Annotated in this window: 19 protein-coding genes; 2 read left to right on the top strand and 17 right to left on the bottom strand. The window is 40.8% G+C overall.

Annotation, left to right across the window (positions count from 1 at the left end; translation table 11 throughout):
* Positions 1–410: 410 nt before the first annotated feature.
* From AC1DSK_RS11740 to parE, 4 genes are read right to left on the bottom strand one after another with little or no spacing between them, the layout of a single operon-like run.
* Positions 411–983 carry a DUF4652 domain-containing protein gene (locus AC1DSK_RS11740; protein ID WP_477547517.1) on the bottom strand — a complete coding sequence of 191 codons (573 nt, stop codon included), beginning with the start codon at positions 981–983 and terminating at the stop codon, positions 411–413.
* On the bottom strand, positions 958–2,178 hold the full coding sequence (locus AC1DSK_RS11735; protein WP_477547516.1) for an MFS transporter: 1,221 nt from the start codon (positions 2,176–2,178) through the stop codon (positions 958–960). The genes AC1DSK_RS11740 and AC1DSK_RS11735 overlap by 26 nt, the downstream gene beginning before the upstream one ends.
* Before the next feature lie 55 nt (positions 2,179–2,233).
* Positions 2,234–4,675 (bottom strand): DNA topoisomerase IV subunit A, encoded by a 2,442-nt coding sequence (gene parC, locus AC1DSK_RS11730; protein WP_477547515.1) that lies wholly within the window; start codon positions 4,673–4,675, stop codon positions 2,234–2,236.
* On the bottom strand, positions 4,672–6,645 hold the full coding sequence (parE, locus tag AC1DSK_RS11725; RefSeq protein WP_016427209.1) for a DNA topoisomerase IV subunit B: 1,974 nt from the start codon (positions 6,643–6,645) through the stop codon (positions 4,672–4,674). The genes parC and parE overlap by 4 nt, the downstream gene beginning before the upstream one ends.
* Positions 6,646–6,850: 205 nt before the next feature.
* Here parE and plsY point away from each other — a divergent pair, with 205 nt between their 5' ends.
* Both plsY and AC1DSK_RS11715 read left to right on the top strand, forming a co-directional pair.
* Entirely contained in the window at positions 6,851–7,456 is a 606-nt protein-coding gene (gene plsY, locus AC1DSK_RS11720) for a glycerol-3-phosphate 1-O-acyltransferase PlsY (protein ID WP_477547514.1), read from the top strand.
* A 35-nt stretch (positions 7,457–7,491) separates the two neighbouring features.
* Positions 7,492–7,782 carry a HesB/YadR/YfhF family protein gene (locus AC1DSK_RS11715; RefSeq protein WP_477547513.1) on the top strand — a complete coding sequence of 97 codons (291 nt, stop codon included), beginning with the start codon at positions 7,492–7,494 and terminating at the stop codon, positions 7,780–7,782.
* Positions 7,783–7,925: 143 nt separating this feature from the next.
* Here AC1DSK_RS11715 and AC1DSK_RS11710 read toward each other — a convergent pair whose 3' ends face one another.
* From AC1DSK_RS11710 to AC1DSK_RS11650, 13 genes are all read right to left on the bottom strand, one after another.
* Entirely contained in the window at positions 7,926–8,069 is a 144-nt protein-coding gene (locus AC1DSK_RS11710; RefSeq protein WP_477547512.1) for a hypothetical protein, read from the bottom strand.
* 103 nt (positions 8,070–8,172) lie between these two features.
* Positions 8,173–8,373, bottom strand: a complete 201-nt coding sequence (locus tag AC1DSK_RS11705) for a hypothetical protein (RefSeq protein WP_477598232.1) — start codon at positions 8,371–8,373, stop codon at positions 8,173–8,175.
* Positions 8,374–8,455: 82 nt separating this feature from the next.
* Entirely contained in the window at positions 8,456–9,340 is an 885-nt protein-coding gene (locus tag AC1DSK_RS11700) for a type II toxin-antitoxin system SpoIISA family toxin (protein ID WP_477598230.1), read from the bottom strand.
* Between the two features lie 227 nt (positions 9,341–9,567).
* Positions 9,568–9,867, bottom strand: coding sequence for a hypothetical protein (locus AC1DSK_RS11695; RefSeq protein WP_477547509.1), 300 nt, complete (start codon positions 9,865–9,867; stop codon positions 9,568–9,570).
* Positions 9,867–10,292 (bottom strand): acyl-CoA thioesterase, encoded by a 426-nt coding sequence (locus AC1DSK_RS11690; RefSeq protein ID WP_477547508.1) that lies wholly within the window; start codon positions 10,290–10,292, stop codon positions 9,867–9,869. The genes AC1DSK_RS11695 and AC1DSK_RS11690 overlap by 1 nt, the downstream gene beginning before the upstream one ends.
* Before the next feature lie 48 nt (positions 10,293–10,340).
* Complete coding sequence (locus AC1DSK_RS11685; RefSeq protein WP_477547507.1) at positions 10,341–11,825, bottom strand: class I adenylate-forming enzyme family protein; 1,485 nt, start codon at positions 11,823–11,825, stop codon at positions 10,341–10,343.
* Between the two features lie 16 nt (positions 11,826–11,841).
* Positions 11,842–12,582: a 3-oxoacyl-ACP reductase FabG gene (gene fabG / locus AC1DSK_RS11680; RefSeq protein WP_342543695.1), complete on the bottom strand. Its 741-nt coding sequence runs from the start codon at positions 12,580–12,582 to the stop codon at positions 11,842–11,844.
* A gap of 11 nt (positions 12,583–12,593) precedes the next feature.
* On the bottom strand, positions 12,594–13,478 hold the full coding sequence (phaZ, locus tag AC1DSK_RS11675; RefSeq protein WP_477547506.1) for an intracellular short-chain-length polyhydroxyalkanoate depolymerase: 885 nt from the start codon (positions 13,476–13,478) through the stop codon (positions 12,594–12,596).
* Positions 13,479–13,489: 11 nt separating this feature from the next.
* The gene (locus AC1DSK_RS11670; protein ID WP_477547505.1) at positions 13,490–14,500 is read right to left on the bottom strand and encodes a 3-oxoacyl-ACP synthase; all 1,011 of its coding nucleotides are present in this window, start codon (positions 14,498–14,500) and stop codon (positions 13,490–13,492) included.
* Positions 14,500–15,501 (bottom strand): branched-chain amino acid ABC transporter permease, encoded by a 1,002-nt coding sequence (locus AC1DSK_RS11665; RefSeq protein WP_477547504.1) that lies wholly within the window; start codon positions 15,499–15,501, stop codon positions 14,500–14,502. Before AC1DSK_RS11665 ends, AC1DSK_RS11670 begins: the two co-directional genes overlap by 1 nt.
* Before the next feature lie 4 nt (positions 15,502–15,505).
* Complete coding sequence (locus AC1DSK_RS11660; RefSeq protein WP_477547503.1) at positions 15,506–16,366, bottom strand: branched-chain amino acid ABC transporter permease; 861 nt, start codon at positions 16,364–16,366, stop codon at positions 15,506–15,508.
* A gap of 12 nt (positions 16,367–16,378) precedes the next feature.
* On the bottom strand, positions 16,379–17,086 hold the full coding sequence (locus AC1DSK_RS11655; protein ID WP_016427196.1) for an ABC transporter ATP-binding protein: 708 nt from the start codon (positions 17,084–17,086) through the stop codon (positions 16,379–16,381).
* Positions 17,064–17,837 (bottom strand): ABC transporter ATP-binding protein, encoded by a 774-nt coding sequence (locus AC1DSK_RS11650; protein WP_477547502.1) that lies wholly within the window; start codon positions 17,835–17,837, stop codon positions 17,064–17,066. The genes AC1DSK_RS11655 and AC1DSK_RS11650 overlap by 23 nt, the downstream gene beginning before the upstream one ends.
* Positions 17,838–17,844: the final 7 nt, after the last annotated feature.

Below are 17,844 nucleotides of genomic sequence, written 5' to 3'. Positions count from 1 at the left end.
AGAAGGATTTTTCACGGTAACAAAGTCTCGATTTTATTGAAATCCTTATTAACCCATTAAAATACCATCTAAATTAAGCAATTTCGACGGTTTGTAAGAAAACTGTTGTCAGTGAAACTGATTATTCCAATACTCACCATCCCTTGGAAGCCAATATAAAAATGGTTCTGTTGCTAAGAAACAATCTAATCCTACTTGTACTCCATTTTTTTGCGATAACACTGTCCCAGGATAAACTCAATACTTTTTGCGGCCTAAATTATTACGTTAATCGTTTCTGAAGTAAATTTGTAGCAATGAGACAGAACCTAAAAACGTGCATAATTCACGATTTTTTTAATATCTTCCTATTTTAAAGAACATAAAAAGCTCGTTTCTATTTACGAGAAATGAGCTTTTTTCAGTTATAACTATTTAGCTGGTGGAATTGGAAGCTTTTCTTCCTCTTTATAACTTTCGTTATAATCAAAATTATCAATGTAATAAACATGCTTTTCATATGTGAATGTGCCGTCTCCATTGACTTTAACGGACGAAATTTCTTCTCTTGCTGCTATTTCTTCGATAACTGAAGTAACAACATTATCCCTGATATTCAGTTCGTACAGTTTCCAGCCAACTGTTATCATTCCATAAGCTGGACCGATAATGACAAATAAGCGATTTTCATCAATCCACTCAACAACTTTGGGTGTATATTGACCTGAATCGTTATCTTTTAGTTTATAAATGGTTTCTTCTCTTGTTTGAAGGTTTTCTATTACTAGCAAATCTTCTCCTTCTTCCCATGCATCTGCGAATATCCCATTAATTGTTGCTTGATGGGAACCATCAGGAGATGTTTTCCAGCCTGAAAGAAAGTCTGCCTTATAATTTGTTTCTATTTTTGCATCAAAATGAGATGGCGTTTTTTCAGTCAACACACCAGAATGACAAAACAGGAAAAAACCGCTGAAATCATATGATTTCAGCGGTTTGATCATTTGTATCCAATTTGATGTTACGTTTCTTCATTTGAATCAGGAAAACTGTGGTCAGAGATAAACTGATTACCCCAAATACAACGACCATCCATTGTAAACCGATTAGATCCAACAATGCTCCTGTTGCCAATAAAACGACCTGGAAAATTACGCGCTCGAGCATGTTTCGGAACGAGAAAAATCTGCCGTGAAACGCTTTTGGCATTTGCTTCTGGAATATTGTCATAGCAGTTGGGAAAAAACTACCCACCGCAAAGCCAAATACCGCAAATGCGGTTACCGACAAAACTGGACTGGCAGCAAAAATTAAGATTAATTCAGCAACGCCGATTACAAATGCAAAGAAAAATAATATCGTACTCGTATGCCATTTATTTGCAATATACTTAACAACAACAGTACCCAGCATAAATGCAATACCTTCAGCGGCATAAATTGCCCCTTTGATGGATGATGAATCCTGCAGCTCACTGATATTGATAACCAGCAAGTTAAACGATCCTATAAACAATAAAGGAATTAAAGTCATGACCAAAGTCATCATGACAGCTGGATATGATTTTAAAATCGGAAACACTTCCATGAATCCGCCTTTACTTGATGAAGCTACTTTCACTTGTGCTTCTGTACCCTGACCTTCATCGATGCGGAGCATATAAGTAAAGATCAACAGACCGGCATAAGCGATGATAGACATATAATAAAGCGATTCCAATGACCAATAGACCAATACGACACCTGCAAGCGCTGTTCCAATAACACGAGCCATAGTAGCGACATTCATATGCCAGCCATTCATTTGCAGCAACTGATCGTCTTTAACCACTAATGGTATGGTTGCCTGCAAAGCTGGAAAATAAAATGCTGCCGACAATTGGATGCTGATCATGAAGGCGACCATCCACCAGATGGAGCCTGTTCCGATTGCAATCAGCATGAAGCTGACACTGATCATACGACCGAATCCCGAAATCAACAATACCGTCTTTTTCTTCGATTGATCGATTATTTTGCCGGCCATTGGTCCAGCTAAAATTCCAGCAAGTAAACCAATTGCCATGATGACTGACTTCAGGAAATCAGAAGGAATTCGTTCCTGCATAAACTCCAAATTTCCAATGATTCCAGTCCAGAGACCAAGACCCGCAATCATTTCCCCCACTAAAATAATCCATACATTTCGATTCTTCCACATATAATCCCCTGTATACAACAAAGGAAGCCATTATAGCTCCCTTGTTGTACCCCTTCTATTTCTTGCTATCTTCGTTTGTTTTCAATGCTTTCCATAATCTTACGACAGCCCCGTCTTTGTCTGTATCGACAATAAACGAGCCGTTTGAGTAGCGATCTGACACACGGATTGGTTTCGTTTCAACAACTTCACGAACGCCTTTTGCTGTCTCGATAATTACTTGTTCATTATCTTCAACATAGAATACGCCGCTTACGCGGTGAGCATTCGATTTTAATTCGCGTAACACAACAACTCCTCGTTTTGCACGAGTGCCTTGTTCGAATTCTTTTAATGCCATTTTTTTTACGGCGCCTCGATGAGTCACGAGGAATAAATCTCCGCGTGCATCAGCTGGAATGATCGTTGCATTTGCTACAACATCGCCATCTTTCAAGTTAATCCCTTTCACTCCACCAGTTTTCACACCGGTAACAGGAACTTCCTGCATATTGAATCGTACAGCATAGCCGTTATGCGTGACGATGAAGACATCTTCGGTTTCCGTTACGAGATCAATATACATAACTTGATCGCCTTTTTTCAAATTCATCGTATTCAATGCTCGTGAATAACGCTGAACTTGATATTCAGCCAGTGTAGAACGTTTAATCTGACCCAGTTTTGAAACTGCTAAAATATAGCGGTTTTCATCAAAGGTTTCGATTGGAATTGCTTTGATGATTGTTTCGTTCGAATCAAGTGAAACGATACTCGATATATGCTGGCCAAGGTCCTTCCAGCGGATATCAGGTAGTTCATGAATCGGCTGATAGATGTAATTTCCTAAACTTGTGAACAGTAGCAAGTGATGTTGCGTATTCATCATCGACTCAAATAATAGATAATCTGAGTCTTTCATTGTGAAGTCTTTACCGTTAGAAGCACTGTATGAACGTGTACTTGTACGTTTTACATATCCGTCTTTCGTCACGGTAACCATAACCTCTTCACTCGGAATCAAGACATCCAGCGTTAATTTGATTTCTTCGATTTTGTCTTCAATAACGGACCTCCGTGGCTCAGAGAATTGCTTGCGAATAGCTTGCAATTCTTTTTGGATGACTTTTGTCAATTTTGATTCGTTATTTAATATTGCCATCAATTCACTAATTGTCTTTTGCAATTCAGCTTCTTCATTTCTCAAGTCCGTAATATCGGTGTTTGTTAAACGATAAAGTTGAAGAGAAACAATCGCTTCAGCTTGCGCTTCAGTGAATGCAAAAGCACGGATTAAATTATTTTTCGCATCGCGCTTATCCTGAGATGCACGGATGGTTTTAATTACTTCATCCAAAATGGATAGGGCTTTCATCAAACCTTCCACGATATGAATGCGGTCTTTTGCTTTTTGTAAATCATATGCAGAACGTCTAGTCACTACATCTTTTTGATGCTCAATATAAGCATCAAGCAATAATGGCAATGTCATCATTGTCGGACGACGGTTATGAATCGCAATCATGTTGAAGTTGTAAGCTATCTGCAAGTCGGTGTTTTTAAACAGGAACTGCAAAATACCTTTTGCATCAATATCTTTTTTCAATTCGATTACGATGCGTAAACCAGTGCGGTCGGATTCATCACGGACCTCTGCAATACCGTCCAGACGTTTATCGAGCCGTTGTTCATCTATTTTCTTGATCAATATCGCTTTATTAATTTCAAAAGGTATTTCGGTAATAACGATTTGTTCTTTACCGCCTTTTAGAGCTTCGATTTCTGCTTTCGAGCGGACAATGATTTTGCCTTTTCCTGTCTCGTAAGCTTTTCGGATACCATCGACACCTTGAATGATGCCTCCAGTAGGAAAATCAGGTCCCTTCAGAACCGTCATTAATTCATTAACAGTAACTTCAGGATTGTTCATGCGCATTAACACAGCGTCTAGCACTTCATGCAATGCATGAGGCGGCATGTCTGTTGCATATCCAGCAGAAATCCCTGTTGCACCGTTTACAAGTAAATTAGGGAAACGAGCTGGCAGTACAGTTGGTTCCAACTCGGAATCATCAAAGTTTTGTACCAAGTCAACTGTGTTTTTATTGATATCACGAAGCATTTCTCCTGCGATGGCCGACAAACGTGCTTCCGTGTAACGCATAGCAGCAGGTGGATCACCATCTACAGAACCGTTGTTCCCGTGCATTTCAATCAACATGTGGCGAACTTTCCAGTCCTGACTCATCCTTACCATGGCTTCATAAACGGAACTGTCACCATGTGGATGATAGTTACCGATTACGTTACCGACAGTTTTTGCTGATTTACGGAACGGTTTTTCGTTTGTATTTCCTTCATGGAACATCGCATATAAAATACGACGTTGTACGGGTTTAAGTCCATCTCGGGCATCAGGTAATGCTCGATCTTGAATGATGTACTTACTATAACGGCCAAACCGGTCGCCGATGACTTCTTCTAAGGGTAAATCTTGATAACGTTCGGTTTGTGTCATTCTGAATCCTCCTCAGCATGGATGAGTTCGTTTTCTAGAATATTGCTGTCTTCATCCAGACCAAAATTAACATTATTTTCAATCCATCGTCTTCTTGGTTCAACTTTGTCACCCATCAATGTAGTGATGCGTCTTTCCGCACGTGCATCATCATCAATTTCTACTCGAATCAATGTTCTTGTATCAGGATTCATCGTTGTTTCCCATAATTGTCCGGCATTCATTTCACCAAGACCTTTATAACGCTGGATCATATATCCTTTACCGATTTTTCGGATGGCTTCGTCAAGTTCAGCTTCCGTCCAAGCGTACTGAAGAACTTCTTTTTTGCCGACTCCACGGTAAACTTTGTAAAGGGGTGGCAAAGCAATATATACTTTTCCTGCTTCAATCAATGGTTTCATATAACGGTAGAAGAACGTCAGAAGCAATACTTGAATATGTGCTCCATCCGTATCGGCATCTGTCATGATGACGATTTTGTCATATGCGATATCCGGAACTGAGAAATCAGCGCCTACTCCACCGCCGATTGCGTGGATGATCGTCGAGATTTCTTCGTTTTTCATGATGTCCGCAAGTTTTGCTTTTTCGGTATTGATAACTTTTCCTCGAAGTGGCAAAATCGCTTGGAAACTGCGGTCTCGTCCTTGTTTCGCAGAACCGCCGGCAGAGTCACCCTCCACCAGATATAATTCGTTTTTCGCAGCATTACGAGATTGTGCAGGAGTCAGCTTCCCAGATAAAATTGAAGCTGATTTCTTTGATTTTTTTCCGTTACGTGCATCTTCTCGGGCACGACGAGCAGCTTCTCGTGCTTGTTGTGCACGAATCGCTTTACGGACAAGTGAGGCACTCAATTCAGCATTTTCTTCAAGAACATACAACAGTTTCTCGGAAACTACCGCATCCACTGCTGCACGAGCTTCACTCGTACCTAATTTACCTTTCGTCTGTCCTTCAAATTGAAGAATAGCTTCAGGGATACGCACTGAAACGATAGCTGAAATTCCTTCACGAATATCTGCTCCATCCAAGTTCTTATCTTTCTCTTTAAGTAGACTTGTTTTGCGTGCATATTCGTTGAATACGCGTGTCAAGGCAGATTTCGCGCCTGTCTCATGGGTTCCACCATCACGCGTACGGACATTATTAACAAACGATAAAATCGTTTCAGAGTAGCCATCATTAAATTGGAAAGCAAACTCTACTTCGATGTCATCCTGAACACCTTCAACATAGGCAACTGGATGCAATACATCTTTTTCTTCATTCAAATAACCGACAAACGCTTCGATGCCGGTTTCGAAAAAGAATACGTCTTTTGTGCCATTACGCAAATCATTCAGTTCGATTTTAAGCCCTTTTAATAGAAAAGCAGACTCTCTCAAACGTTCACATAATGTCTCATAATTGTATTTTGTAACCGAAAAAATGGTTGGATCAGGCAAGAAATGAATGGATGTTCCTGATTCTTTCGTTGTGCCGATTTGTTCAAGTGTTGTAACGGGGTGTCCACCATTTTCAAAACGCTGGCGATATTTTTTGCCATCGCGGTGGATTGTAACTTCCAAAAACGTAGATAACGCATTTACTACCGATGCACCTACTCCGTGTAAACCACCACTTGTTTTGTAGCCTCCTTGTCCAAATTTACCACCTGCATGCAGAATGGTAAAAATAACTTCGGGTGTAGGTTTTCCGGTTTTGTGCATTCCAGTAGGCATTCCGCGTCCAAAGTCGCGAATGCTGATACTTTGATCTTCATGTATATTGACAACGATATGATCACCAAACCCAGCAAGTGCTTCATCGACTGCATTGTCGACAATTTCATACACTAAATGGTGTAAGCCTCTAGCGTCCGTAGAACCAATATACATTCCTGGACGTTTTCGAACTGCTTCCAGTCCTTCGAGTACTTGAATTGCATCGTCGTTATAAGCTGATATTGATTGATTTTTTGCCAAATCGTTCTCCTCCAAAAAACAAACAGATGTTTTCATTGTATAGAATGAATGTCACCTTTGCAATGAGTCTAGTAGTATATTCCATGATCAACAGGTAATTTATAGGATAAATGAAAGTTCACCTAAAGCGTTGTGACCGGTTGTGACACATGATAAACTATTTGTAGATATTAAGAGTTCGTACTAATTATTAAAGGAGTACTATATGAATACTGTTATCGCTATTTTACTAGCTTACTTGCTAGGGTCTATACCATCCGCATTATGGATCGGGAAACTTTTTTACAAGACGGATATCCGTCAACACGGAAGTGGGAATTTGGGTGGAACGAATACTTTTCGGACTTTAGGTCTTAAAGCAGGTTTAGTTGTGTCAATTTTGGACATTTTAAAAGGAACTGCAGCTACTTGTCTACCGCTAATTCCTTTCTTCGTAGATACAGGCCTTCACCCGTTATTTCTAGGCGTAATTGCAGTAGTTGGTCATATGTATCCTATCTTTGCTAATTTCAAGGGAGGCAAAGCCGTAGCTACTTCAGGCGGGATTCTGTTAGGGTACCACTGGCCGATTTTCGTTTTAATGCTGGTTTCTTTCTTTGTCGTACTGAAGATATCAAAAATGGTCTCTTTAACTTCGATGGTTCTAGGAGTAATTGCCTTGCTATATACGGTAATCTATAACATTTTCTTTGAAACCGATATTCCATTGTTGGTAGTGATTGTTTTACTTACTGCATTCATTCTTTACCGTCATCGTGCTAATATCACCCGGATCAAAGCGGGAACCGAGCCAAAAGTGAAGTGGATATAATACAATACGATTAGACCACGAAAGGTTGGTGTCGCATGAAAATCGTGATTTCACATGAAGCAATGCAATGGTTTAAAGAAGACATGGAAGCAAAAGCCGGCGAATATATTCGGTTTTACGCCCGCTACGGTGGCTCCAGTCAGCTCCATGACGGATTTTCACTCGGTGTAACGAAAGAGCAACCGATGGAACTATCCGTTGAATTAGTTGATGAAGGTATTCATTTTTACATTGAAGACCGAGATATTTGGTATTTTGACGGACATGATTTACATGTCACTGTTGATCCGAAACAAAAAGAACTTACATATTCATACGTAAAATAAGACAAAGCAGACGGTATCCATTCTGTCTGCTTTGTCTTATTTTTTTGTGTCTTTTGATGGTTGCTTTTTCATCTCTATTATTGGTCAATAAGCAATATAGAATCATCAAAAAAGTATGTAAAAAAACAGATAGACCGTAAACCCTATCTGCTCTTCTTTAATTTATTAATATTGTCTTTCATTTTCTTATTCAAATTGAGAAGGTAACTCTCATCTTTTTCACGCTTTGGTAACGTTCCAGACGGCTTATCCGTTAAGAAGGTAGTTTTCTTCTTTTCTTCTCTCAATTCATCAACTCCCATACAAATCTTTGTACAATTATACTGTCTGTATGGTCAAAATATGAGAGGTTTAAACAAAAAAGACTGAGAATATTCATAAGCTACCCTTTCACTTCATTGAACGGCTATCTCTTAAACGATCTACAGCTTCATCGCTTCTCTTAAATAAATCTCTTGTATACAATGATGGTGAAGTTCGTGGAGCTGTTCGAGTAGCCTTCTCTCGTAAAAAAGGAGACTTAACATTACCTCTGCGTCTTTTAGCTACAGTTACTACCATTCCTTCTGTTGTACTTGTACGCYCTACCATTTTCTCCACTCCTTTACTATCATTTACCTTTATTCTATCAAACTTATACTTTTTTATCTATAATGTTGACCACTTAAGAGACTCACTCTTCAAGTGGTTTTTTTAACCAACTATGTATCATAGAAAGATTAATAATATGATCTATATCAATATCCAAAACATGTTCCTTTTCCGATTCAATAGAAATGACTACTGGAAATATTTTTTCGAGATATGGAATGAGGACGGTATGCTTGTCTATATGAACGACTACTTTCTCATTTATGGAATTCATTTGTTCATCCGTCATATTAACTCCAAGAATTGTACCTACTTCTTGCCTAAAGAAATTATCATTGTTTTTCTTGAATACCGTGATATTTTGTCTGCAAGTTTCTCCATAGGAATATAAAAAATCTTCTAAACTCTCCTGATAATTCTCTAATTCATTCCATTCTTGAGTTTCAAAAGAAGATATTTGCATTCTGTCCAATATATCTGTGAATTGCAAACTTCTATTTTGTGTTTGAACAATTACCTTCTGCATTTCCTCATTGATGCTTTCCACATCATTGATTTGTTCCATTTCAGCTCCGCCGATTTTCTTAATAGTTGGAGTTAAAAACAAGGCTAAATCAACAAAGATGAACATCCCTGCTAACAATGTGTATCGTTGCCATTCTTGCACATTAAAACCAGTATGATTAAGCAACAGCACAACCCCAATAATGAAAAGGAAATACCATGTTCTCCGCAAATTTTGTTTATGCTTTTTAAAAAATTCTTCAAATGCCCAACTTATGTATAGAATTACCGCCGCAAAGCCAATAAGAATGAACCACTTGTTTTTTTGGGTAAAGGAGAGAATTGAATCGCCCCATAACAGCTTTACCAAAAACAGAACTATTATAAGAATTATAGGTCCTAGAACCTTTTTGTTGAGGAGTTTCTTGTACCATCTATTTGATTCCTGTTGATTTTCTACCATGATTCACCTCCCACCTAATTTTACCATAATTTACGAATAGAAACTCCGAAAGTGATGCAATATTCCTTCTATTTGCAAATAAAATAATATTAATGTTAGGCGAAAGTTTTCTATTATATTGGTTCTCCAATTTCTTGAGTATCTTCTTCCGATACTCATTTTTCCACTATCAATTAAGTAAAACCTAAGACAAAACCCACTTTGAGCGTCAACTCAAAGTGGGTTTTCTAATTGGCAAAACGTTGCAATTGGTTCAGCATATTTTCTTTACGTAATATCGCTTCTTGATGCTGTCCGAATAAATCAAAATGTGGATAAGCTTCCTTGTAGTCGATCCATTCAGCCTTCAAGCCATATTGCTTTCCCCACGTAATCAATCGGTCTACGTCTGCGCAACCGACTTTCGTAACCGTCTTGCAGCCCGGGAATCGGTCATCCAGCCAGTAATGCGTCAAAAAAGCGATTTCGCCTCTGCTGACTGCATCTTTCCATGCCGTCAACTCGTGGCGTTTCAATCCAAAAGCCATCAGCTCTTCACCTTGGCGATTTCTGCATATGTAGCGTCCCACTCTGCATTCACTTTTTTAAGCGATACAGGTCGGAATGTTTCTTTTTTCACCAAAACATGTTCTGACTTTGCTGTTGCTGCTACCGTTCCATCAGCATGTAAGATCTCGTAACCATAGGTTGTACGCAGTTTTCCATGAGACTCAACCCATGTGCGAACAGTTGCTTTCTGACCATATTTCATCGACGCTTTATATTGGATACTCAAATCGGTCACTGGTGATAAATAGCCTTCACTTTCCAGTCCGGCATACGTGTAGCCTAAATCTTCAATCAAGCTGGTTCTTCCGATTTCCATCCATACCAAGTAGTTGGCATGGTAAACGACACCCATTTGGTCTGTTTCGGCATAACGGATTTCAATTTCTTTTTCACTGACAAACATCTTGCTCACCTCTTGCACCATTATACAAAATTGAGCAAGAAAAAGCAGTTACACGACTTTCAAGGATGATAGTTGTTTCTTATCAATTTTTCCGACATGCGTTTTCGGCAGTTCCGGTAACACCACAAATTTTTTCGGGATTTTATAGCCTCCTAAAAATTGACGGCAATGGTCGGTCAATTGAGTTTCTTCAAATAGAGCAGGGTCACTCAATGATATGAATGCGGTAACGACTTCGCCCCACTTCTCATCCGGGAGTCCGATGACAGCCGCTTCCCTGATTGTACGATGCAAGAGTAGACAATGTTCGATTTCCTGAGGATAGACGTTCTCCCCACCGGTTACGATCATGTCTTTTTTTCGTCCGACAATATACGTATCACCGTCTGCATCAATTTTCGCCAGATCCCCTGTTTTCAACCACTCGTTTTGCATCGTAGCTGCGGTTTCTTTGTCATTTCGCCAGTAGCCCCTGAAAACATGCCTCCCGCGAATCCAAAGCTCCCCGACTTCCCCGATTAATGCGGGTTGATGGTCTTTCGTGACAATCAAAGTATCTACAAATTGCATGCTTTTGCCAACTGATCCTCTTTTGACTTTGGCCACTCTAACATCGATAACAAAATTATTTGGTCCCGCTTCAGAAAGACCATAGCCTTCTTTAAAAGGTAAACCTTTGTTTTCAAATTGTTCATATACCGTAACCGGACACGGAGCTCCACCTGATAAAAACACTCGGACGTCAGGAAAATCATGTTTCTTGAACGTCTCTGACTGTGTCATCAATTCATACATCGTTGGAACGAATAAGGAAATGGTTGCTTTTCGTTTCAGAATTTCGTTCAATGCTTGTTCTGCATCAAATCGATGACCGATGACCACTGTTCCCCCTGCCATCAGGATTGGGATAGACAAAGCATTCAATCCCCCTGTATGGAACAAAGGCATATAGTTGACAGTGCAATCTCGTTCCGACAACCCCCAGCTAACAATTGTGTTCAACGCGTTCCAGTTGACGTTGTGATAGGACAGGAGTACTCCTTTTGGTTTCCCTGTTGTACCTCCTGTATAAATCATCATCCACGGTTCATCCGCTGAAACAGATTGGATAGAGTGCATTTCGAATACACAAGGTTCATAATTGAAAGGTACTCCCCTGTTCATGACTTTCTTGCCATCAAATGAGAGTGCTATGTTTTCGTATACATCATCCGTTATTAGAATTGATGGTTCACAATCTTCCAGAATATCGCTGAGTTCATGATGGCTTAATCTGAAATTCAAAGGTACATATATATAACCTTTCAATCCACAGGCAAATAAAATGGCTAGTAGCTCAGGGTGATTGGCAGCAAGTATTGCCACACGGTCCCCTTGTTGCAACTTCTCTTCCGTTAATCGTAGTACCCACTGTTCAATGAGACGAGCAAATTGAGCATACGTCCATTGTTGGTCACTTTCGATATCAACACAGGCAAGACGGGAGGGTGCCAATAGTGCTCGTTTTAAAAACCAGGATTGATCATTATACATACGTACCCTTCCTTTCTTACATCATAATGCCACCGTCAACATGCAGAACATGCCCATGAACATAATCCGATTCTGACGATGCGAGAAATAAATAGGCATTAGCAATATCTTTTGGTACAGCCAATCGTTGCAGTCCAACAATCGATTTCATTTGGTCGATGATTTTATCAGGCATTTTTTCGACCATTGCAGTCAAGGTGAATCCTGGTGCCACAGCATTTACATTAATGCCTTTGCGTCCCAATTCTTTTGCCCACGATTTGGTCATCCCCACGACCGCTGCTTTTGAAGCGGCATAATTGGTCTGTCCGACATTCCCATATACACCACTGACTGAAGAAGTATTAATAATTTTCCCTTTTCCTTTTTCGATTAAGTGTGGCAATACGCTTTGTGTACAGTTAAAGACGCCCGTTAAATTGACATCAAGAACCCTCTGAAAGTCAGCAATGTCCATTTTTGCAAGCATGGCATCTCTGGTGATGCCTGCATTATTCACCAAAATATCAATGCCACCGTAAATTTCAACCGCTTGTGCGACCATGTGCTGGACACTGTCGCGATCCGCCACGTCGACTTGAACGAACGTGACATCATAGCCTTGCTCTTTTAACTCTTCCGCTGCTTTCACTCCGGTAGATTCATCATAATCTGCCAGAATGACACGAGCTCCTTCTTGAGCGAAGCGCTCGACTGATGCGTAGCCGATACCATTTGCCCCACCAGTGATAATCGCAACYTGCTTATCTAAACGCATATAGTAGCCTCCTAACCTAAAAATTCTTCGATTCGTTGTGTCAGTTGCGGCAAATCATCGATTAGCGGTGAATGGCCAGTATTTGTCAATGGAATATAAGTGGCGTTTTCCCCAAGGTCTTCTACGATTTCCTGTGTCATCTCTTCAGATACGACATAGTCACGATCGCCTCTTAAAATTAGTACTGGAATGGTGACATCCTTGGCTTGATTTGTTCCTTGACTTAGCCCGTTATGAACATTGCTGATATTGAACGTGTTTAATGAATGGTATACGTCCGCCAGATTGCGTTGCGTCAGCATATCCGATACATATTCATCGTATTTTTTCTCGTCAGGCTGTTTATGTGTATAAATCAGTGCATTCCAGAGTCCTTTAAGTCCTTCACGGTTTTGCGTATCATATAATCCTTGTACGGCTTTTGTTTTTCCTGCATCATTTTCCACTTCTTCAATAGATTGAAGACGAGTTTGCAAATCGGGTGTTCCATCTGCCTTCGTCCCGGAGAATGGATACCCACGGGTTGAAGCAGAAGCAAGCAGGATGAGTTTCTCACAGTATCCTGGGTTGTCAGCGACGAATTGCATACAGATTGCACCACCTGTGGACCAGCCGACTAAATGAAATGTTTCAAGTCCGAGTGCATCCACGAAACCTCTCAAGTCAGCGGCAAAGTCAGCTATTCCTTGAACACGAGTATGATAACTTGATTCCCCAAAGCCTCTCAGGTCAAGCGCATACAGTTTATATTTTGGATCCAGAGCATCAATCAACACATCCCAGTGCTGAGAAGAAGTCATATTTCCATGAACGAGGACGACGACTTGCTCTCCGCCGTACCGTTCACGGTATGAAATCGTTTCGCCATTATCGAGTAAAATTTTTTGCATTGCCATTAAATCTCCCCCTATTCAGAACCCCATTTGATTGTTGTTGCTCCCCACGCATAGCCGATACCAGCACTAACCAATACGACAATATCTCCTTTTTGAAGCTTTCCTTCTTGTTGTGCGAGCTGCAAAGAAATGATTTGATCCATTTGGCCAATATGACCGTATTCATGCAAGTAAATGGACTGGTCTTCCGTTAACCCCAGTTCATTGAGCACGTAGTCATGTGCTGACTTTTTCATGTGGAGCATGGCAACGTAAGAAATATCTTGTTCTGTATATCCGCTCTTCGACAAAGAGTGTCGGATGACCTTCAAAAAGTTTTGCATTGATTTTTGTTCCAGACGTTTTTTCATTCCTTCTGGATCGGTTACATCGAGTCGGTAAGAACCCGACGACAACACTTCATTCGTCAGTGGCATTTTCGTCCCTCCGACTGGTACCACGACATCTTCCGAAAAGGATCCATCGGTCATGATATCCGATTCAAGCAAAATATTGTGGCCATGATTCTTTTTCAAAATCATCGCGCCACCTCCCGCTCCGAGATTGAACATGAAGCGGGTCCGCTCGTTTGTATAATCGATGAAATCCCCATTTCGGTATCCACCTGCAAGCAGGACTGTGTCGATAGAATCGTCTGCAAGCATCAAACTTTGAGCCAGTTTAAGTGCCAGTATGGTTGTGCCGCAACGCAGTGCGATATCAAACCCCCATGCATGAAATGCGCCGATTTCTTCTTGTGTTTTGATGGCTGCGGTCCATAGTGGGTATTCCTTATGCTCTTCGCCTATATAGATCACGCAGTCAATTGATTTAGGATCGACATGACCTCTGTCTAAAGCATCCTTTGCTGCCCAGATGCCCATCTGAACTGTATGATCGTCAGGACCTGGAATCGGTTTTTTCGTAATGCCCATTTTATCTTTGACTATCTGTAATGGTAACCCTGATGCTAAAGAGATTTCTTCTGCTGTCATGGAATGGCTAGGTATGTAAAGACCTGTGCTGACGATACCAATTTGCATTACAATCCCTCCGTGCCGGACGACGACTTTTCAAGTACTGCGGGGGTTTTTCGTTTGTGAATTGCTTGTCGGACGGTTCCCACAATGCCTGAAGGGAAGAATATCACCGCCAAGATATAGACAATCCCGAAGAAAATGATCCATCGTTCAAAAATCGGATAGTCCTTAGCCAATCCGGATAAATAATGTTGGGATAATTCGATTACACCAGCTCCAATAATTGGACCTATCAATGTCCCGACGCCGCCGATAATGGTCATGAGCAACGCGTCCAGTGTGATATCCATCGTCAATACACTTGTATTCACGAATCGTAGACTTACCGCATATAAAGAACCAGCCAGACTTGCCACAACGCCAGCTACTACGGAGGCAATCACTTTATAGTGTAGGGTTTTGAATCCGAGTGATTTTGTTCGCTGCTCGTTTTCGCGTACCGCTACCAGTACGTGACCCATCGGAGATTGCACAAATCTTCTTAATAACAAATACACCACCACAAGGCACACAAGTGTAACGAGATAGAAAACCATACGATCTTTGAAGAATTCCGGTGCGCGGAACGTGAAACCATCATTTCCTGATGTCAGACTGCGCCATTTTTCTGCTAGTACGAGAAATAATCCAGATACAGCAAGTGTCAGCATGGCAAAGAAATGACTCTTCAGACGCAGTGTCATCAAACCGACAATAAAGCTAACGACACCTGCGAGGAACATGCCGGTTGCGATTGATAATATGAAGACACCGATGGTCGGTTCCATCCTGTCCAGCATGACCGCGGTGGTATAGGCACCCATTCCAAAGAACATTGCGTGTCCGAATGAGACGATGCCTGTATAGCCAAGTAAAATGTCATAACTCATGGCCAAAATTGAAAAGATGAAAATTTGCGTCAATAATATTGTCCAAGTCCTGGAATCCGTTACAAAAGGGAAGATGAACAACACAATCGCGATAATGGATAGAAAAATATTGTTCCACTGAAATTTACTGGTCATGTCTTCACCCCTTTGCCTTGAATAATCCTTGCGGACGGAATATTAATACGATGGCCATCAGCATCATGTTAACGGCTAACGAAAGTGATGGAACGTAATACGCCATAAAGCTTCCAGCTAAACCTACTAAAATTGCTGCAAGCAGTGATCCTGGAAAACTGCCCATCCCTCCGATAACCACGACAATGAAACCTAAGATGGCAAATTCCATGCCCATCTCTGCATAAATCACTCCTGAATACGGAGCCATCAGTGCCCCTCCGAGTGCTGCTAATGCAGCGCCAACGATAAAGACATACAGAAATACATTTTTGATGTTGATTCCCAGTGTCTGCACCATTTCTTTGTTCATGACTCCCGCTCGGACAATCAAGCCTATTTTTGTTTTCTTTAAAATGTATTGGAAAATCCCGAAAATCAGGAAACCAACCACAATGATGAAAACTCGGTATTTAATAATAATGACATCCCCAATTTCCCAGCTTCCAACTAAGTAGGGCGGTGTTTTTGCTGGAAGCTGATTAGGACCGAACACGACTTTCAAAAGCTCAGTTAAAACAAGCATGAATCCTAACGTTATTAAGATTTGTTGAATATGATTGCCATAGACCGGTGTGATGATTAATTTTTCAGTAATGAATCCAAGAATGATTCCCGTACCAATTGCTCCGAGAATCGCCAGTCCAAAACTGTCTGTCAACGCATAAAACCAAACGGACGAGTAGGCTCCCCAGGCAAATAACCCTCCATGTGCAAAGTTAAGTACGTCCATCAAACCAAAAATCAAGGTCAAGCCGGCAGCAAGAAGGAAAATTAACATGCCAGTGGCTAGCCCATTGATGGTTAAATTCAAGAGTAGTTCCATGACTGATCCTCCTTATCCGATTCCTAAATATTTTCGTTTCACTTGCTCGTCTTGGATTAATTCTTGCATTAGACCGGTCTGGACCGTTTTCCCGTCATCGAGGAGTGTATATGTATCACCGATTCGACTTGCCATCATAAAATTCTGTTCGACCAAGACAATCGTTGTATGTTTTTTCATATCAATAATGGCTTCCATCACTTTTTCAATGACAATGGGAGCAAGACCTTTAGATGGTTCGTCAATCAATAGCAACTGACTGTTCCCAACAAAAGCCCTAGCCATCGCAAGCATTTGCTTTTGACCACCTGACAAATGACCCCCGTCCTTTTTCCAGAATTTTTTCAAGTCCGGAAAGAGGTTCAAGACATAGTCCTGTTTGGCCAAAGTGGCTTCATCATCCTTACGCATGGCCACTTTCATGTTTTCTTCAACAGTCAATGCGCCAAATATCCCCTGATCTTCTGGTACATAGCCAATTCCTGTATTCGCGATGCCATGTGTCGGTTTTTTGGTGATATCCTGACCTTTGAACGTGATTTGTCCTTTTGAAGCGGGAGTCAGTCCAAGAATGGTTTTCAACGTCGTCGTTTTTCCAGCACCATTACGACCTAGCAATACACTGACTTCTCCTTCTTTTGCTTCAAACGAAATGCCTTGTAAAATATGATATTGCCCGATATGGGTGTGGACGCCATCAACTTTGAGCATGGTGTTCATTGTAGGAGCCTCCTAAATAAGCATTTTGCACTGTTTCATTTTGCATAATTTCTTCTGGTGTGCCGTCTGCCAGAAGCGAGCCATTGAACAGCACCATAATGGAATCCGATAAATCCAGAATCATATCCATTTTGTGTTCAATCAGCAAGATTGTTTTATTCTCCTGTTGCTTTATCCGTTTGATGACTTCTAGAATTGTTGGTACTTCTTCGAGTGACATGCCTGCAGTCGGTTCGTCCAACAATAATACTTCGGTATTCAAAGCAAGCAGCATTGCAATTTCTAGTTTGCGTTTTTCACCATGGGACAATTGACTGGCTATCGCCTGTTTCTTGTTCAACAGCAAGACGACTTCGAGCAATTGTTCTGCTTTTTCAATAAGTGAAGGGTACGCCTTGATATGGCGTAACATTTGATAACGAATTTTTTCTTTTGATTGCACCGCCAGGCGTACGTTTTCGAGAACAGTCAGGTTGGGAAATACATTCGTGATTTGAAAAGATCGACCTAACCCTATTCTTGTGCGGTCAACAGAAGAAAATCGGGACATGTCTTCATTTTTGAAATATACTTTCCCTTCGGTTGGCTTTAATTCACCGCTAATCAAATTGAAAAAAGTGGTTTTTCCCGCTCCATTCGGTCCGATGATGGATTTGAAATGTTTTTCAGGCATTTCAAAATTGACGTGATTCACGGCTGTATGTCCACCAAAACGGATGGACAAGTTTTCGGTTCTTAAAATCGTTGTCATCGATGTT

The organism is Paenisporosarcina sp. P4_B8, assembly GCF_056402175.1.
This window is presented reverse-complemented; position numbering and strand designations above follow the sequence as displayed.